Annotated in this window: 17 protein-coding genes; 4 read left to right on the plus strand and 13 right to left on the minus strand. The window is 71.7% G+C overall.

Annotation, left to right across the window (positions count from 1 at the left end; genetic code table 11):
* Positions 1-211 precede the first annotated feature (211 nt).
* Together HJG52_RS05430 and HJG52_RS05435 are read left to right on the plus strand one after the other, a co-directional pair.
* Positions 212-1123, plus strand: a complete 912-nt coding sequence (locus HJG52_RS05430) for a patatin-like phospholipase family protein (RefSeq protein ID WP_171242467.1) — start codon at positions 212-214, stop codon at positions 1121-1123.
* Positions 1124-1168: 45 nt separating this feature from the next.
* On the plus strand, positions 1169-1570 hold the full coding sequence (locus tag HJG52_RS05435; RefSeq protein ID WP_171242468.1) for a hypothetical protein: 402 nt from the start codon (positions 1169-1171) through the stop codon (positions 1568-1570).
* 37 nt (positions 1571-1607) lie between these two features.
* On the opposite strand, the gene proB is transcribed toward HJG52_RS05435, so the two are convergent.
* From proB to HJG52_RS05475, 8 genes are all read right to left on the minus strand, one after another.
* On the minus strand, positions 1608-2747 hold the full coding sequence (proB, locus tag HJG52_RS05440) for a glutamate 5-kinase (RefSeq protein ID WP_171242469.1): 1140 nt from the start codon (positions 2745-2747) through the stop codon (positions 1608-1610).
* A gap of 10 nt (positions 2748-2757) precedes the next feature.
* Positions 2758-4287, minus strand: coding sequence for a GTPase ObgE (gene obgE / locus HJG52_RS05445; RefSeq protein WP_171242470.1), 1530 nt, complete (start codon positions 4285-4287; stop codon positions 2758-2760).
* A gap of 222 nt (positions 4288-4509) precedes the next feature.
* Positions 4510-4779 (minus strand): 50S ribosomal protein L27, encoded by a 270-nt coding sequence (rpmA, locus tag HJG52_RS05450; RefSeq protein WP_171242471.1) that lies wholly within the window; start codon positions 4777-4779, stop codon positions 4510-4512.
* 36 nt (positions 4780-4815) lie between these two features.
* Complete coding sequence (gene rplU, locus HJG52_RS05455) at positions 4816-5124, minus strand: 50S ribosomal protein L21 (RefSeq protein ID WP_171242472.1); 309 nt, start codon at positions 5122-5124, stop codon at positions 4816-4818.
* Between the two features lie 201 nt (positions 5125-5325).
* On the minus strand, positions 5326-8334 hold the full coding sequence (locus tag HJG52_RS05460) for an Rne/Rng family ribonuclease (RefSeq protein WP_171242473.1): 3009 nt from the start codon (positions 8332-8334) through the stop codon (positions 5326-5328).
* Between the two features lie 168 nt (positions 8335-8502).
* Positions 8503-9255, minus strand: coding sequence for a TIGR03936 family radical SAM-associated protein (locus tag HJG52_RS05465; RefSeq protein WP_171242474.1), 753 nt, complete (start codon positions 9253-9255; stop codon positions 8503-8505).
* A 32-nt stretch (positions 9256-9287) separates the two neighbouring features.
* Positions 9288-10034: a hypothetical protein gene (locus HJG52_RS05470; RefSeq protein WP_171242475.1), complete on the minus strand. Its 747-nt coding sequence runs from the start codon at positions 10032-10034 to the stop codon at positions 9288-9290.
* Entirely contained in the window at positions 10031-10384 is a 354-nt protein-coding gene (locus HJG52_RS05475; protein ID WP_171242476.1) for a PadR family transcriptional regulator, read from the minus strand. Before HJG52_RS05475 ends, HJG52_RS05470 begins: the two co-directional genes overlap by 4 nt.
* A 214-nt stretch (positions 10385-10598) precedes the next feature.
* Here HJG52_RS05475 and HJG52_RS05480 point away from each other — a divergent pair, with 214 nt between their 5' ends.
* Entirely contained in the window at positions 10599-11279 is a 681-nt protein-coding gene (locus tag HJG52_RS05480; protein ID WP_206069926.1) for a hypothetical protein, read from the plus strand.
* 22 nt (positions 11280-11301) lie between these two features.
* On the opposite strand, the gene HJG52_RS05485 is transcribed toward HJG52_RS05480, so the two are convergent.
* The 3 genes from HJG52_RS05485 to HJG52_RS05495 form a co-directional block, all read right to left on the minus strand.
* The gene (locus HJG52_RS05485) at positions 11302-11763 is read right to left on the minus strand and encodes a GNAT family N-acetyltransferase (RefSeq protein WP_171242477.1); all 462 of its coding nucleotides are present in this window, start codon (positions 11761-11763) and stop codon (positions 11302-11304) included.
* A 285-nt stretch (positions 11764-12048) separates the two neighbouring features.
* On the minus strand, positions 12049-12768 hold the full coding sequence (locus HJG52_RS05490) for a hypothetical protein (protein WP_171242478.1): 720 nt from the start codon (positions 12766-12768) through the stop codon (positions 12049-12051).
* Between the two features lie 107 nt (positions 12769-12875).
* Entirely contained in the window at positions 12876-14885 is a 2010-nt protein-coding gene (locus tag HJG52_RS05495) for a TIGR03960 family B12-binding radical SAM protein (RefSeq protein ID WP_171242479.1), read from the minus strand.
* Positions 14886-15120: 235 nt separating this feature from the next.
* Here HJG52_RS05495 and HJG52_RS05500 point away from each other — a divergent pair, with 235 nt between their 5' ends.
* Complete coding sequence (locus tag HJG52_RS05500) at positions 15121-15678, plus strand: SRPBCC family protein (protein ID WP_240977177.1); 558 nt, start codon at positions 15121-15123, stop codon at positions 15676-15678.
* Between the two features lie 90 nt (positions 15679-15768).
* Here HJG52_RS05500 and HJG52_RS05505 read toward each other — a convergent pair whose 3' ends face one another.
* Both HJG52_RS05505 and HJG52_RS05510 read right to left on the minus strand, forming a co-directional pair.
* Positions 15769-17034: a sensor histidine kinase gene (locus HJG52_RS05505; RefSeq protein WP_171242480.1), complete on the minus strand. Its 1266-nt coding sequence runs from the start codon at positions 17032-17034 to the stop codon at positions 15769-15771.
* Positions 17034-17744: a winged helix-turn-helix domain-containing protein gene (locus HJG52_RS05510; protein WP_171242481.1), complete on the minus strand. Its 711-nt coding sequence runs from the start codon at positions 17742-17744 to the stop codon at positions 17034-17036. The genes HJG52_RS05505 and HJG52_RS05510 overlap by 1 nt, the downstream gene beginning before the upstream one ends.
* Positions 17745-17784: the final 40 nt, after the last annotated feature.

Below are 17784 nucleotides of genomic sequence, written 5' to 3' on the forward strand. Positions count from 1 at the left end.
CCTACGAGCCCCCGAAGGTCTGAAGCACGCGGCATACCTCCACAGGCATGTGCCTCGCGCCCCGTGCTAGCGTCCCTGCGATCGTGATCGACCGTCGGGAGGTGAGCCCCATGTCCGCAGCGTCCGCACAGGGTGCTCCCCCGCAGTCCACGATCCGGCGTCGGAGATAGTCGCCACGGGAGCGCCGCGACATTCTCCGAGAGGCCCTCCCATGAACTCAGATCCCTTGTCCCACAACCACTCTCGCGCTCTGGTCCTCGCTGGCGGTGGCGCCGCTGGCAACGCGTGGCAGATCGGCCTGATCGCCGGCCTGTTCGAGGCCGGCCTCGACGTCACCTCTGCCGACGTCATCATCGGCACCTCGGCGGGGTCGACGGTCGCCGCGGCGGTCACCAGCCACCTCACCCCGAGCGAGCTGTATGCCGCCGTGCTCACCGAGCCGCGACGGCCGGCGCCCGAGGGCCCCACCGCGACGACCCGGCCGCGGTCACCCCAGCCGTCCGGACCGGCCTACCTCGACTGGTCGAACGCCGTCATCGCCACCGCGACCGACCCCGCCGACATGCGCCGCCGCATGGGTGCCGCCGCGCTCGAGCGCGACACCTCAGGCGGCGCCGACGCCGTGCGCTGGCGCGAGGTGGTGGCCGCGCGACTGCCCAGCCACGACTGGCCGGAGCAACGCATCCTCATCACGGCCGTCGACGCGCACACCGGTGAACCGGTCGTCTTCGACCGCGACAGCGGCGTCGAGCTGGTCGACGCCGTCGCTGCCAGCACCTCGGCCATGACGCCTTACCGCATCGGCGGGCGTCGCTACCTGAACGGCGGCTACCGTCGCAGCGAGAACGCCGACCTGGCCGCCGGCAGCGACCGGGTGCTCGTCCTCTCGCCGTTCGGTGGCCGCTCGCGCATGCCCGACGACTGGGGCATGGACCTCGCGACCCAGGTCGCTGAGCTCGAGGCCGGCGGCAGCCGCGTCGCGACCGTCTTCCCCGACGCCAGGGCCGGTGACGTCTTCGACGCGAACGCGCTCGACCCCGCCACGCGCGGGCGGGCGGCCCGGGGAGGCTACGACCAGGGCCGCGAGCTGGCCGCAGGCTCCGTGGGCGAGCTCTGGCGGTGACGCGACGGCACGGCGGGCGACGGCTGGGTGCGCGATCATGGGCGTATGCCGCGTGGTGCCCTGTCCGTCGTCGCCGCCCTCGTCGTCGCGGTGGCGCTGGCCGGGTGCTCCACCACGTCCCCGACCGTGGCCCCGGCCGCGAGCGACCGTGCGGGGCAGCCGCTCGACACATACCAGTCCCGCGGCACCGAGCTGCGTGTCGACTTCGCCGGCGCTCCGCTGCTGCCCGGCCCGTGCCGCGTCGACTACACGGCCACGGCGAGTGAGACCGCGGACCGCGTCTACGTGCGGGTGACCCCGGTGCGCCGGGCACCGCACGCGGCGCAGCTCGGCTGCCCCCGGGTGACGGGACCCCGTGCGGTGGTCCTGCGGCTGCAACAGCCACTCGGCCCCCGGGCCGTCGTCGACGGCTCCACCGGCGACATGCTCATCCAACCCACGTCCTGACCCACGCGGCATACCTGCGGCGCCGCAGGCGCGGACGTCAGAGCAGGACGAGGTCGTCGCGGTGGACGAGCTCGCGCTCGTACTCCGGGCCCAGGTCGCGAGCCAGCTCGTGGGTGGAGTGGCCGAGCATGCCGGGCAGCTCGGCGGAGGTGTAGTTGACGAGCCCACGCGCCACGACCCGCCCGTCGGCTGCGCACAGGTCCACCGGGTCGCCGTCGACGAACGTCCCCTCGACCGCCACGACCCCCGCGGGCAGCAGCGACTTGCGCCGCTCCGTCACCGCACGCACGGCGCCGTCGTCGAGGACCAGCCGACCGCGCGGGGTGGTCGCGTGCGCGAGCCACAGCTTGCGCGACAGCCGCTTGGACCCGGCGCGCGACTTCCCCGGCACGAAAACCGTTCCCACGTCAGCGCCTTCGAGCGCGGCACCCACCCGGTCGGCACTGGTGAGGACGGTTGGTATGCCGGCGGCGTTGGCGATCGTGGCCGCCTCCACCTTGGTGACCATGCCACCGGAACCGACCTGCGAGCCCGTGCCGCCGATGGTGACCGCGTCGAGGCCGGCACCGCCGACCACGAGCGGCACGCGCGAGGTGCCGGGCTTGGAGGGCGGGCCGTCGTAGAGAGCGTCGACGTCGGTGAGCAACAGCAGCCCGTCGGCGTGCACGAGGTGTGCCACGAGCGCGGCCAGCCGGTCGTTGTCGCCGAACCGGATCTCCTGCGTCGCCACCGTGTCGTTCTCGTTGACGATCGGCACGATGTCGAGCTCGAGCAACCGGTCGAGGGTGCGTCGCGCGTTGGTGTAGTGCGACCGCCGGGTCACGTCGTCAGCGGTCAGCAGGACTTGGCCCACCGTGAGCCCGTGGGCGCCAAACGCGCGTTGGTATGCCGCGACGAGGGCTCCCTGCCCGACGCTGGCCGCCGCCTGTTGGGTCGCGAGGTCCCAGGGGCGACGGGTCAGTCCGAGCGGGGCGATCCCTGCGGCGATGGCACCGGAGGACACCAGGACCACCTGCTGGCCGGCGAGCCGCCGCTTGGCGAGCTCGTCGACGAGTGCGACAAGACGGCCCTCGTCCAGGGACCCGCCGCCCGGCGAGGTCAGCGACGACGAACCGACCTTGACGACGAGGCGGCTCGCCTGCGCGACCGCCCGCCGGTGGTCGGTCGCAGCGCTCATGCCCGCGCCGTCACTCGTCGTCGTCCTCGTCGCGAGCCGTGGCCCAGTGACCCGCCTTGCGCTCGGCCGCGAGCTCGTCGCGGGCGGCCGACTTGGCGGCCCGCCGCGCGGCATACTCCTCACGCTTCTCCCCACGGGTGGGGCGCGACGCCTCCTCGAGGCGCAGGTCGGTGCCGCGGGCGCCGAGCAGCTCGGCGCCGGTGGCGAGGGTGGGCTCCCAGTCGAAGACGACGGAGTTGTCCTTGGGGCCGATGACGACGGTCGCACCGGCGACCGCACCGGCGGCGAAGAGCGCCTCCTCGACACCGAGGCGGTTGAGGCGGTCGGCGAGGTAGCCCACGGCCTCGTCGTTGCTGAAGTCGGTCTGGCGCACCCAGCGCGTGGGGCGTTCGCCCTCGACGCGGAAGACCTCGCCCTCGGGAGTGTCCTCGCGCACGACGCGGAAGCCGCTGTCGTCAACTCCCTTGGGGCGCACCACGACTCGCTGCGGGACGGCCACCTCGGCCGCGAGCTCCTCGCGCGCCTGCTCGACGTGGCGGGCCATGGCGAAGGTCAGCTCGCGCAGCCCGGTGTGGGCCACCGCCGACACGATGAACACCTCCAGACCGCGCGCCTCGAGGTCCGGCTTGACCAGCTCGGCCAGCTCGCGCGCCTCGGGCACGTCGGCCTTGTTGAGCACGACCATGCGGGTACGCTCGGACAGCGGGCGGCCGCCGAGGTTGGCGTCGGGCACGTACTCGGCCAGCTCCGCCTCGATCACCTCGAGGTCGGTCATGGGGTCGCGGCCCGGCTCCAGGGTGGCGCAGTCGATGACGTGGACGAGCACCGAGCAGCGCTCGACGTGGCGCAGGAACTCCAGCCCGAGGCCCTTGCCCTGGCTCGCGCCGGGGATAAGGCCGGGCACGTCGGCGACGGTGAACCGCACGTCTCCGGCCTGCACGACACCGAGGTTGGGCACGAGGGTGGTGAACGGGTAGTCGGCGATCTTCGGCTTGGCCGCCGACAGCACGGACACCAGCGAGGACTTGCCCGCCGAGGGGAAGCCGATGAGCGCGACGTCGGCGAGCGACTTGAGCTCGAGCACGATGTCGACCGACTCCCCGGGCTCGCCGAGGAGGGCGAAGCCTGGTGCCTTGCGGCGCGGCGAGGCGAGGGCCTTGTTGCCGAGTCCGCCCCGGCCACCGCGGGCAGCGACGTACTCGGCGCCCGGCCCGACGAGGTCGGCCAGCACCTCACCGGAGGCGTCGGTGACGACCGTGCCCTCGGGCACGGCCAGCACCAGGTCGGCGCCGTCGGCGCCGTTGCGCTCGTCGCCCGCGCCAGGGGCGCCGTTCTTGGCGGTGCGGTGCGGGTGGCGGTGGTAGTCCAGCAGTGTGGTGGCGCTGGGGTCGACCCGCAGGATCACGTCACCGCCGCGCCCGCCGTTGCCGCCGTCGGGACCACCGAGCGGCTTGAACTTCTCGCGCTTGACCGAGGCGACGCCGTGGCCCCCGCTGCCGGCGGTGACGTGCAGCACCACCCGGTCGACGAAGGTGGTCATGATGTGCCTCTTTCGATGGGGCGGACGACGGGTGCGCCGGCCGCTACTTCACTCGGGAAAGGTGAGGTTCGCTCGGTTCAGTGTCCCGAGTGAAGCTCGCTTTCCCGCATGACGCGGAAAAGCTGGGGCGGGTGGGGCGGACGCGAAGGGGGCGGGCCGGTGTCGGCCCGCCCCCTTCGGTGCGGTGTGCCAGGTGGTGACCACCCGGCATACCTCACAAGGTCAGCTGGCGTCCGCGGTCTGCGCCGGGACGATGTTGACGACGTTGCGCCGGCGCTTGGTGCCGAACTCGACGTTGCCCTCGACGAGCGCGAACAGCGTGTCGTCACCGCCACGGCCGACGCCGTCGCCGGGGTGGAAGTGCGTGCCGCGCTGGCGGACGAGGATCTCGCCGGCCTTGACGAACTGGCCGCCGAAGCGCTTCACGCCGAGTCGCTGTGCGTTGGAGTCACGACCGTTGCGGGTCGAGGACGCACCCTTCTTGTGTGCCATCTCGTGTACCTGTCTTTCGGAAAGTTCGGGGGACGCTCAGGCGTCGATCGCGGTGATCTTGACCTGGGTCAGGTGCTGGCGGTGACCCTGGCGCTTGCGGTAGCCGGTCTTGTTCTTGTACTTCATGATGGTGATCTTCGGGCCCTTCGCGGGCTTGACCACCTCGGCCTTGACACTGACCTTGGCGAGCTTGTCGGCATCGCTGGTCACGGTCGAGCCGTCGACGACCAGGAGCGGGGTCAGCGTGATGCTGTCGCCCTCCTTGGCGGACACCTTGTCGACGATGAGGACATCACCGACGGCGACCTTCTCCTGACGGCCACCTGCGCGAACGATCGCGTACACGGGTAACTCTCTTTCTGATTCAGATCGGCACGCGCTCTCTGTCTGGACCGGCCGGCAGCTACCCGTCTGCGAGCGGGCTCGCGCGACGGACGCCGGACGGTGGGCGCACCAAGGGGCAATGCTACCGGCCGTGGTGGGCCCCGACCAAACCGGCGATCCGTGCCTGGCCGGGACCCCTCACGAGCGGGTATGCCGCGTGGCTCAGTCCTGCTCGGACGTCGCCTCGGTGTGGTGGTCGACAGCGGTGTCGGTGTGGGTGTCGCTCGGGCTGTCGCCGGCCGCGGCACGCGGCGGCCCGGCGGGGGCCACGACCCGGCCACGCTTGCGGCGGCGCGGGGCAGGCGGCTCGGCCACGACCGGCTCGCTCACGACCGGGACGGCAGGCGCCGGCTGGGTCTCCAGCACGGGCTCGTCCTGGGCGCTGCCCGCGAGCGCGGTCTCGTCGTTCGGGGCGACCAGCGGCGTCTCCTGCTCCGCGGGGGTCGGCCGGACCTCGCCGAGGGCGCGGGTGGGGACCTCCTGGTCGCTGGCCTCGTGGACCTCGACGACCGGGTCGTCCTGGCCAGCCGGCTCGAGCGGCGCCTCGTCGGCGTCGTGGTGCTCGGACGACTTCAGCGCCGCGGCGTGGGCGGCAGCTGCGATCTGCGCGGGCGTGGGCCCGCCGTGGTGGACCGGTTGCGGCTGCTCGGCCGGCTGGCTCGAGCCGCCCTTGCCGCGACGGCCGCGGCCACCGCTGCGCGAGCTGCCACTGGAGCTGCCACCGTTGCCGGAGCCACCGCTGTTGTCGTTGCCGCCGTTGCCGGACTTCTCGACCGGGTGGTCGTGGACGATGATGCCGCGGCCACCGCACTTGTCGCAGGTCTCGGAGAAGACCTCGATGAGGCCCGACCCGACCCGCTTGCGGGTCATCTGCACGAGCCCGAGCGAGGTGACCTCGGCGACCTGGTGCTTGGTGCGGTCGCGACCGAGGCACTCGAGCAGGCGCCGGACGACGAGGTCGCGGTTGGACTCCAGCACCATGTCGATGAAGTCGATGACGATGATGCCGCCGATGTCGCGCAGCCGGAGCTGGCGGACGATCTCCTCGGCCGCCTCGATGTTGTTCTTGGTGACGGTCTCCTCGAGGTTGCCGCCGGAGCCGACGAACTTGCCGGTGTTGACGTCGATGACCGTCATGGCCTCGGTGCGGTCGATGACCAGCGAGCCACCCGACGGCAGCCAGACCTTGCGGTCCATGGCCTTGGCGATCTGCTCGTCGACCCGGTAGCGGGTGAAGAGGTCCTCGGTGCCGGTCCACTTCTCCAGCCGCTCGGCCAGGTCCGGAGCGACGTCGCCGAGGTAGTCACTGACCTCGGTCCATGCCTTGTCACCGGCGACGACGAGCTTGCTGAAGTCCTCGTTGAACACGTCCCGGATGACCCGGACGGTCAGGTCGGGCTCGCCGTGCACGAGGGCCGGGGCTCCACCCTTGGCCTTGCTCTTGGACTCGGCCTTGGACTGGATCTTCTCCCAGGTCTTGGTGAGCCGCTCCACGTCGGCGCGCAGCTCCTCCTCGCTGGCACCCTCGGCCGCGGTGCGGACGATGACGCCGGCGGAGTCGGGCACGACCTCCTTGAGGATGCCCTTGAGCCGCCAGCGCTCGGTGTCCGGGAGCTTGCGGCTGATGCCGGTCATCGAGCCCTCGGGCACGTAGACCAGGTAACGGCCGGGCAGGCTGATCTGGCTGGTGAGCCGGGCGCCCTTGTGGCCGATCGGGTCCTTGGTGACCTGCACCAGGACGGTGTCGCCGGACTTGAGCGCGTTCTCGATGCGCTTGGGCTGGTTCGCCTCCAGACCGGCGGCGTCCCAGTTGACCTCACCGGCGTAGAGCACGGCGTTGCGGCCCTTGCCGATGTCGACGAACGCCGCCTCCATGGAGGGCAGCACGTTCTGGACGCGGCCGAGGTAGACGTTGCCCGCCATCGAGGCGTTCGTCTCGCGGGAGACGTAGTGCTCGACGAGCACGTCGTCCTCGAGGACGCCGATCTGGGTCTTGCCGTCGCGCTCGCGGACCACCATGACGCGCTCGACGGCCTCACGGCGGGCGAGGAACTCGGCCTCGGTGATGACGGTGCGGCGACGCCCGGCCTCGCGGCCCTCGCGGCGGCGCTGCTTCTTGGCCTCGAGCCGGGTCGAGCCCTTGACGCTCTGAGGCTCGTCGCGGCGCGACTCCCGCACCTTGGTCACGGTGCCGGGCGGGTCGTCGCCATCGGTGGCCGAGCCGCTGCGGCGGCGGCGACGACGGCGACGGCTGCTCGAGCTGCCGCCCTCGTCCTCGGCGCCCTGGTCCTGGCTGCCCTCGGCGTCCTGACCCGAGTCGTCGGCGTCGTCACCGGACTCGCCCGAGGCCTTGGCATCCTGCTCGGCGCCGTCGGTGTCCTGACCGCGACCCCGGCCACGGCCCTTGCCGCCACGGCGGCGCCGGCGACGGCCGCCCTCGCCCTGCTCCTCGGCGGACTGCTGGTCGGCGTCACCACCCTCGCCCTGCTCGGCTCCCGTGGTGTCGGTGGCGTCAGTGGTGGCCTTCGCCCTGCCCTTGGACCTGGCACCGCCCGTGGGCGTCTCGTCGCCGCTCGCCGGGTCGGCATCGGGGGCCGGCTCGGCCTTCTTGCGGGTGCGGCGCCGGGCCGGCGCCGCCGCCTCGGGGTCGGGGGCCTGGAAGACGAGGCCGAAACCGGGGGCTGCTGCCGCAGCGGCCTGGGCCTCCGGCGCGGGGCTGTCCGCGGTGCTGGGCCCGGCGCTCGGCTCGGTCGACTCCGCCGAGGCGGACTCGCCGGCGGCGGCGTCGGTCTCCGAGGCGGCGGCCTTCTTCCGGCTCCGCGTGGCGGTGGTCTTCTTGGCCGCCTTGGTGGCCTTCTTCGCGGTCTTCTTCGCCGCCTTGGCTGGCGCGTCGTCCGTCGCGGTGTCGGCGCTCTGCTCGGTGGGCGCGGCTTCCGGTGCAGCGCCCTCGTCGGCGGTGGGGGCCGCGGCGGCCTTCCTGGTGGCGCGCTTGGCCGTGGTCTTCTTCGCTGCCCGCTTGGCGGTCTTCTTCGCCGGGGCCGCAGCGTCGGTGCCGTCCTGCGCGGACGCCCCGGCAGGGGTGCCTGCCGAGGCGTCAGCCGGCGTCTGGCCAGCGGGAGCGGTGGGTTCGTTGCCTTCGGGGGCGGTGAACAGGTCTTCGTTGGATGCCATCCGGCGTCCTTCCGTCACCCACGAGTCGAGGGCCACACCGAAGTCCTGGTGGACTTCCATCGGCCACGTGGTGCGCGGTCTTGCTGGGTCGTGTCGGTGGCGGTTGCCCTCGACACGGAAGTCGGTTGGCTACGCCTGGTGCAGCTCGCGCGGGTGCGCGGCACCGCCTCAGGCGCCGTCGTCGTGCAGGTCGGCAGCCAGTGGGTCAGCCACCCTCGCGGTTGCGGTCTGGAGCGGGCCCTGCGCCAGTCGAGTCACCAGGGGTGGTGTCGGTGGTGCCAGCTCCGCCACTGCTCGCAGCGCGGTCAGTACGTCGTCGGGGCGTACAGCCGGTGTGGTGTGCCGTACGACCACCCGCAGTATCGCACAGTCGGGTTCCGCCGCAGGCTCGACCCGCGCGGACACGACGGCCGAGCGCACGTCGAAGGTCTTGGGACCGGTCTTGAACATCCGGGTCACCTCGGCGCGGTCCCGGCCCAGCAGGGTGGTGACGGCCTCCTGGAGGTGAGCAGGCGGCATACCGGCGAACTCCATGACCCAGTCGCTCGCCTGGAGCCGGTCGGCAAGCGCCCCGGGCGCCGCCTCCACGACCTCGAGCACGTCGAGGCCATCCGGGAGCGCCTCGTCGAGGGCCGCGCGCACCGACTCGGGGTCGACCCGCTCGGTCACCGAGATCTCGAAGTACTCCGCCTCGCTCGCGGTGCCGGTCGGCGCGGCGTTGGCGTAGCTGATCTTCGGGTGCGGGTGGAAGCCCGCCGAGAAGGCCATCGGCACCCCCGCGCGGCGCAGCGCCCGCTCGAGCGCCCGCTGGAAGTCGCGGGTCGAGGAGAACCGCAGACGTCCGCGCTTGGCGTAGCGGACCCGCAGCTTCTGCACCGCCGGAACCGGTGGTGGGCCTTCGGGGACGCGCTGTCGTGCCATGGGCGCCAAGCGTACGGCCGGCGCCGGGTCGGTCAGCTCGAGGCCCAGGTGACCCAGGTGAGGACGCACATGAGCACGGTCAGGACAGGGAAGAGCGCGAGGTTGGTCCAGCGGGCCGTGCGCCGCGTCCCCAGGGTCCGGCCGTCCGGGGACTCGACCAGGTCGATCGGGTCCCCCGCGCTCAGCCACGTGGCCACGCCCGTGGCCAGCAGCCCCAGCCCACCCACGAGCCAGGCCGGGACACTGACCAGCGGCGCACGCAGCAGCGCGAAGACACCGACCATGACCGCGACCAGCAGCGCCGGAGCAAGGGCCGCGAGGAGCACGCGACGCCGCGACCCGACCAGGGCGCGCAGCACCTGGGTGCCGAACGCGAACAGCCCCCACATCAGTGCGGCGAGCAGCCCGAGGGCCACGAGGTCGCCCACCCGCACCTCGACCGAGCCGCCCTCCAACAGGGCCGCCACCGCGCGGGGCAGCAGGACCAGCCCAAGGAGGCCCGCGGCCGAGGAGACCATCACCCGCCTGGGTATGCCGCGGGGTCGCGCGGGTGCGCTGTCGGCCAGCTCGCGGGCGTAGGCCTTGGCCGGGCCGAACGCCTCCGTGACGTCCTCGCCGGTGGCGACCAGGTGCTCCTCCACTGTCGCGAGGGCGTCGCCGATCTGCGCGCCCGGGACGCCGAGCAGCCGCTGCTCGACGACGAAGTCCTCGACCCAGCGTGAGTCGGCGTGCGGCGCCATGTCCAGCAGGCCGGTCACGTGGCGTGGTGCGTTGGTCATCGTCGTACCCCCGTGGTCTCGCCCTCGATCAGGGCTGTGGTGAGCGTGGTGAAGTCCGCCCAGCGGTCGCGCTGGTCGGCCAGGTGACGGCGGCCCGAGTCGGTGAGAACGTAGACCTTGCGCCCGGGGCCGCCGTCGCCGGGCAGCCACTGCGCCTCGAGGTGGCCGGCCGTCTCCAGCCGCCCCAGCAGCGGGTAGAGCGTGCCCCCCTTGACGGTGCCGAGACCGGCTTCCGACAGGGCCGCGGCGATGGCGTACCCGTGGGCGGCGCCCCGCTGCAGGACGGCGAGGACGGTGACGGCGAGGACGCCGCGCAGCCAGTCGCTGGGCCACACCTCCTCCGTCGCCATGGCTAGATCATGTGCCAATCTAGTCAGACTGTCAACCTATTGACCGGCGACGAAGGTCGGACGCGCACCGGTGACGGTCGCGCGACCCCGTCGGACGGCATACCGCTCGGCGCACGGACCGATCTGGGCCGGTGACCGGGGGCGGGCACCGGCGTACGGTGGAGAGTTGACCACTTCAGCGGATGTGGCCTTTCCGAGCGTGGAGGGCTGAGCAGTGTTCATCCAGATCATCCAGGGCAAGTGCCGTGACGCCGACGAGATGCGTCGCCTCTCCGACGAGTGGCGCGACCAGATGGGGGCGACCGCGCAGGGTTGGCTGGGCGGTACCTACGGCATCACCGACGACGACGAGTTCATGGGCGTGGTGCGGTTCGAGAGCCGCGAGGCGGCCGCCCGCAACTCCGCCAAGCCCGAGCAGGGCGAGTGGTGGAGCCGGATGGAGCAGTGCTTCGACGGGCCCGCGACCTTCCACGACTGCGACGACGCGATGATGTTCCTCGACGGCGGGTCCGACGACGCGGGCTTCGTGCAGGTGATCCAGGGCCGCGTCGCCGACCCGGAGCGGTTCCGGTCGCTGATGTCAGGTCCGATGGACGTCATGCACGAGCAACGCCCCGAGATCATCGGCGGCACCATTGCCATGGAGCCCGACGGCTGGTTCACCGAGACGGTGTCCTTCCGCAGCGAGGCCGAGGCCCGCGAGGGCGAGCGCAGGGACATGCCGAGCGAGGACCGCGACCGCTGGATGCGCGAGATGGAGCAGATGCAGGACGTGCACTACTACGACCTGCACCGGCCGTGGTTCGCCAGCGCACCGATGCGCAGTTCCGGCATGTCCATGGACACCGGCATGCCGATGGACTCTGACATGCCCATTGACTCTGGCAGGAGCTGAGGCGCCCCGCGGGCGGAGTGCTTCAGAGGTCCAGGCGCAGGAGGTTGTCCGCTGGGCGGAACCCCAGCGAGGTGTAGAGCGGCAGCGACATCTCGCTGGGGCTGAGGACGATTCGCACCATCCGCTCGGCGCGGGACCAGTCGACCACGGCGGTCATGAGCAACCTGCCCACGCCACGGCGGCGGTGGGCCTCGTCGACCCACACGTTGGCGACGTAGGCCCAGCGCCCGGCGTCCCGTCCGGGTCGCGGCATGCGCTCGAACACCATGAGGTTGACCATGCCCACCGCGGTCCCGCCCGCGTCGAGCGCGACCCAGGTCCGTCGGTGGCCAGACTCGCGCTCCCACCAGGCGCGGAACTCGTCCTCGAACCCATCCGCCGGTTCGCCGCCCTGGGCGACGGTCCAGTCGGTGCGCATCCGCGCGAGGTCGCCCAGGTCGCCCTCGCCCACCTCCCGACAGAGGTATGCCGTCCCCTCACCCATGGCGGTCAGCCTAGGTGAGCGGGCGGCACACCCCTGCCCCCGCGCGCGGCCACTGCCCCATGGGGCCGGGAAAGACGGCGCCGCCCGCGTCCTGGCGTGAGCCTGGCGCGGGCGGCGCGGGTCCGGTTGCTCTCCGCACGAGCGTCCGGATCCGGCAGGGGATGAAGGGAGTCCAGTGCCGGGTGCGGTCAGGAGGAGTTCGACCGCTGAAGCAATTGCACACCGCTCCCCCGGGTGGCTCCGATGACGGATGTCATGACTTTCCTGTGAGTTCCATGGGAACCACTAGAAGCCGCCGTCGAAGCCCCCACCGAAGTCGCCCCCACCACCGAAGTCACCGCCGCCGAAGTCGCTGCCGCCGCCCCAGTCGCCGCCGCCGTCACCGGCGTAGTCGGTTCCGCTGTCGCCGGTGTCGCCACCGGCATCACCGCCGTCCGCTCCCGAGCCGTCGCCGGACGAGCCATCGCCGGACGAGCCATCGTCGGACGGGCCGGGGTCACCCGACTCCTGGGCCTCGGGTGAGTCGGCGTACCCGTCGAACAGCATGTTCGCGATGGCCGAGCCAATGACGAACCCGGCGATGGTGCCCATCATCGACCCCATGACCGTGCCACCCATCCCGCCGGCGAACGAGCCGCGGCTGAACGTGTTCTGCAGGTAGCCCGGCTGGCGCATCTCGGCGCGCGTGGCCGCGCGCGCGAGGTCCTGGGGGTTGTCGGAGGTCGGTTGCTCCCCCGCCGGTGCCGAGCTCGACAGCTCCTGGAGCAACTGCTGACGCTGCTGCGGCGTCAGCCGCGCGAACGCCTCGGCGTGGATCTGCTCGAGCTGCTCCGGCCGTGCGGTCCGCAGCAGGTAGCGGTAGCGCGCGACCGCCTGGTCCTCGCTCACCGGTTGCCCCTGTGAGGCGCCGTATGCCGCGGGGGCCGCCCCCGCGGCATACCCACCTGAGGGGGTGGTGTTCATCGGCTTGGGCGAGCGTCCGAGAAGTCGGTCGAGGAAACCCATGGTGACCCTCCCTGGTCAGCGGGGACCGGCTGCGGTAGCCGTCCTTACCCACCAACGGTCGCATCGCCGCGGCCGTTCCGCTCGGCCGGGCGTTCACGCCGACGCGCTCAGTGCTGGTGGCCGGTGGTCTCGAGCATCCGCTCGCGGCCGGAGCCCAGCACCGTGAGGGGCAGCAGCGTCTTGCCGGTCGGGCCGATCTCGATCTCCGTGCCCATCTGCGGACACACCCCACAGTCGAAGCACGGGGTCCACCGGCAGTCGTCGACCTCGATCTCGTCGAGGGCGTCCTGCCAGTCCGCCCAGAGCCACTCCTTGTCGAGGCCCGAGTCGATGTGGTCCCAGGGCAGCACTTCGGTCTCGCCGCGCTCGCGCGTGGTGTACCAGGCGACGTCGACCGGCTCGTCGGCCAACGCGGTCTCGGCGGCGCTCATCCAGCGCTCGAACGAGAAGTGCTCGCTCCACCCGTCGAACCGGCCACCGTCGCGCCACACCTGCTCGATGACCCGGCCGACGCGGCGGTCGCCACGCGACAGCAGGCCTTCGACGATGCCGGGTTTGCCGTCGTGGTAACGGAATCCGATGGACGAGCCATACCGGCGGTCCGACCGGATCGCCTCACGCAGCTTCTCGAGCCGGGCGTCGGTCTCGTCGGCCCCGAGCTGCCCGCACCACTGGAACGGCGTGTGCGGCTTGGGCACGAAGCCACCGATCGACACGGTGCAGCGGATGTCCCGACGACCGCTCACCTGGCGGCCGGTCTCGATGACCTTCTTGGCGAGCTCGGCGATCTGGAGCACGTCGTCGTCGGTCTCGGTGGGCAGGCCGCACATGAAGTAGAGCTTCACCTGGCGCCAGCCGGCGGAGTAGGCCGCGGTGACGGTGTCGATCAGGTCCTGCTCGGACACCATCTTGTTGATGACCTTGCGAATTCGCTCGCTGCCGCCCTCGGGTGCGAAGGTCAGGCCGGATCGGCGGCCGTTGCGGGTCAGCTCGTTGGCGAGGTCGATGTTGAACGCGTCGACACGGGTCGACGGCAGCGACAGACCGGTCTGCGTGCCGTCGTAACGGTCGGCGAGGCCCTTGGTGATGTCGGCGATCTCCGAGTGGTCGGCACTCGACAGCGAGAGCAGGCCGACCTCCTCGAATCCCGTTGCGGCCAAACCTTTTTCGACCATCTCACCAATGCCGGTGATCGACCGCTCCCGGACCGGGCGGGTGATCATCCCCGCCTGGCAGAACCGGCAGCCGCGGGTGCACCCACGGAAGATCTCCACGGACATGCGCTCGTGCACCGACTCGGCCAGCGGCACGAGCGGCTGCTTCGGGTAGGGCCACTCGTCGAGGTCCATCACCGTGTGCTTGGCGACCCGCCACGGCACACCGGTCGCGTCGGCGCGCGGCGCGACGCGCTTGATCCGTCCGTCGGGCAGGTACGACACGTCGTAGAGGGAGGGCACGTAGACGCCGCCGGTGCGCGCGAGGCGCAGCAGCAGCTCACGGCGACCACCCGGCATACCCTCGCTCTTCCACTCCCCCACGATGTCGGTGACGGCCAGGACCGCCTCCTCACCGTCGCCCACGATCGCGGCGTCGAGGAAGTCGGCGATCGGTTCGGGGTTGAACGCCGCGTGGCCGCCCGCGACAACGATGGGGTCGTCGTCGCTGCGATCCTTGGCGTGCAAGGGAATCCCCGCCAGGTCGAGCGCCGTGAGCATGTTCGTGTAGCCGAGCTCGGTCGAGAACGACAGCCCGAACACATCGAAGTCGCGAACGCTCCGGTGCGCGTCGACGGTGAACTGCGGCACCGCGTGCTCGCGCATGAGCGCCTCGAGGTCGGGCCACACGGCATACGTGCGCTCGGCGAGGGCGTCGGCACGCTCGTTGAGCACTTCGTAAAGGATCATGACGCCCTGGTTGGGGACGCCGACCTCGTAGGCGTCGGGGTACATCAGCGCCCAGCGCGTCGTGAGCTCCTCGCCGCCGGGGCCGTGGCCGCCGACGTTCCAGTCCTTGACGGTCGAGTTGAGCTCGCCGCCGACGTACTGGATGGGTTTGCTGACCTGCTCGAGGAGCGGCTCGAGCTGGGGGAACACGGATTGGCCGGTGGTGCTGGTCATGGTGCTCCAAGGGTAAGCCGGGCGCCGCCCCCGGGTGAAACTGCAGGACCGATGTGGCCGGGGGCGTCGATCACCTCACCCGCACCTCGGCTCACCATCGAGCACGACCTCGATGGAGAGGTGGTCACGAATGCGAACCTGGGTTTCGTAGATGCGCAACCCAGGTTCGCAATGCGGAGACCCTGTACGTGCTCACCCGGCGGGTCCAGGGCTCGGGTCGTGCAAGGCTAGATCCATGGCCGGTTTGCCGGGGGTGCCGATGGCGTGGGGTGTTACCGAGGCCGAGTGGGGGCGTCGCTACCGCTGTGACGACGCCGCCAAACCCGGCGGGCTGCGGATGGCGCGGGGCGTTGACGTGGAGGCCCCGCCGGAGCGCGTGTGGCCGTGGCTGTGCCAGCTCCGGGTCGCGCCCTACTCCTACGACTGGGTCGACAACTGGGGCCGCCGGAGCCCGCGCACGCTGACGCCGGCGCTCACCGACCTCCGCCTCGGGCAGGACTTCATGACCATCTTCCGGCTCGAGGACTTCGTGGCGAGTGAGCAGCTGACGTTGTCGATGAAACCGGGTGGGCCGCAACGCGTGTTCGGCGCCGGGTGGGTCACGTATGCCGTGACGCCGGCCGACGTAGGCACGTCACGGCTGGTCGCGATGCTGGCGTTCGAACGTCGGCGCAGCCCACTGGGGCGGGCGTCCAACGCACTTCTCCCCTGGGGTGACCTGCTGATGATGCGCCACCAGCTGCACACCTTCGCCCGGCTGGCCGAGCGCACGCCGACCCCAGCGGTGGGCTGACGCGCAAACCGGGGGTTGCTGACGTGAAACGGGCACCAGAACCACCCGTTTTGTGCACGCAACCCCCGTTTTGCGGGAAGCGCCCGAAGGTCAGCGGCGGCCGAGGGGGTCGGTGTCGGGCGGCCGGCGGTCGCGCTCGGCGGGACCATTGATGGCTCGGTCGGGCAGCCAGATGACGAACGTGCTGCCGACCCGCGGCTCGCTGAACAACGCGATGCGGCCCTCGTGCGACTCGACCACCTGCCGGGCGATCGCAAGACCTAGCCCGTGCCCGTCACCGTTGCCCTCCGACGGCCCGGTGCGGCGAAACCGGTCGAAGACACGCTCGTGGTCGACCGGGTCGATGCCCGGTCCCTCGTCGCGCACGGCCACCCAGGCCCAACCGGCCTGCGACCCCGACGCCACGGTGACCTCGCTGCCCCCGGGCGCCAGCCGCACGGCATTCGACAGCAGGTTGTCCAGGGCGCGGGTGAGCGCCTCCGCATCGGCGATGACCCTCGGCCCCGGCGCCAGCCGCAGCGTCAACCGCAGCCCGCGCGACGAGCCGAGCAGCCGGAACTCCTCGGCCGACTCGCGCGCCAGCGCCGACAGGTCGACCTCACGCTCGACGAACGCCCCGGACCGCACCCGCGCGGTGGCGAGCAGGTCCTCCACGAGCCGGCCCATGCGAGCCGTCGCGCGTCCCACCACGGCGGCAGCCTGCGCCCTCTCATCGGCGGTCACGTCGTCACGCGACAGCACGGCGTCGAGGTTCGCCTGCACGACGGCGACCGGGTTGCGCAGCTCGTGCGACACGTCGTCGACGAGGTCGCGTTGGGCCGTGAACGCCGCTTCGAGCCGGTCGAGCATGCCATCGATGGTGTCGGCGAGAGTGCGCAGCTCGTCCTGTGGGCCTACGGCGGCAATCCGCCGCGACAGATCCGTGCCGGAGATCTCACGGGCCGTGGCGGTGATGCGCCCCACCGGGCGCAGGGCGCGACCGGCCACCCACCAGCCGATGACGAGACTGAGGACGAACAGCACCCCGAGGGCGATGAACGAGTACGTGCGCAACGTCTGCAGCGTCGTGTAGTTGACGTACTGCTGCACGTCGGTGATGTCGGCCGCCTGGAAGTCCTCTCCCTTGCGGTAGTTGACGATTCCGCTCGGGCCCTTCTCAAACTTCTTCACTGTCACGGGGTCGAGCGGCTTCGCCTCGATCGTCTGCGCCAGCGCCAGGTAGAGGCCGCCGACGAGCAGCGCCGCCACCGCGAACAGCAGCGCCGAGTAGGTCAGTGCCAGCCGTGACCGCACGGTCCGGGCCCACGCCGGCAACCGTGCCGTCCAGCGCACCAGCCACCCCGGCGCCCCTGCCATCAGGCGGTCCCGGCGACAGCGGGGTCGGCCCGCAGCCGGTAGCCGCGCCCGATCACCGTCTCGATCATCGGCGGCTCGTCGTCGACCGACAGCTTGCGTCGCAGCGTGCCCACCGTGACCCGCACGGTCTGGGTGAAGGGGTCGGCGTTCTCGTCCCACACGTGCTCGAGCAGCTCCTCCGACGACACCACGTGGTCGGGCCGCGTCATGAGGTAACGCAGGACCGCAAACTCCTTGAGCGTCAACGAAAGCTCGCGTCTGCCGCGGTGCGCGAGCTGGCGTGCGGCATCGAGGGTGACGTCACCGACGCGCAGCACCGACGACGTCCCCCGCACGTCGCGACGCAACAGCGCCCGAAGCCGGGCGGTCAGCTCGGCCAGCGCGAACGGTTTCACGACGTAGTCGTCAGCCCCCACGTCGAGCCCGCGCACGCGGTCGGGCAGACCCCCTCGAGCGGTGAGCATCAGCAGCCGAACGTCCGTGCCCGACGGGCCGTCGAGCTCACCGGAGCGCACCTGCTCGGCGAGCTGGAAACCGTTGCCGTCAGGGAGGTTCACGTCGAGCAGGACGATGTCGTATGCCGTGAGGGCGAGCTTCTCGTGCGCCTCCCCGGCCGTCGTGGCGAGGTCGACGGCATACCCCTCCCGGACCAGGCCGATGCGCAACGCACCGGCCAGGCCCTCCTCGTCCTCGACGATCAGCACCCGCACGAGTCCACCGTAACCCGATGAACCCCGCTGTCCCCCATGG

The organism is Knoellia koreensis (genome assembly GCF_013041615.1).
Classification (GTDB): domain Bacteria; phylum Actinomycetota; class Actinomycetes; order Actinomycetales; family Dermatophilaceae; genus Pedococcus; species Pedococcus koreensis.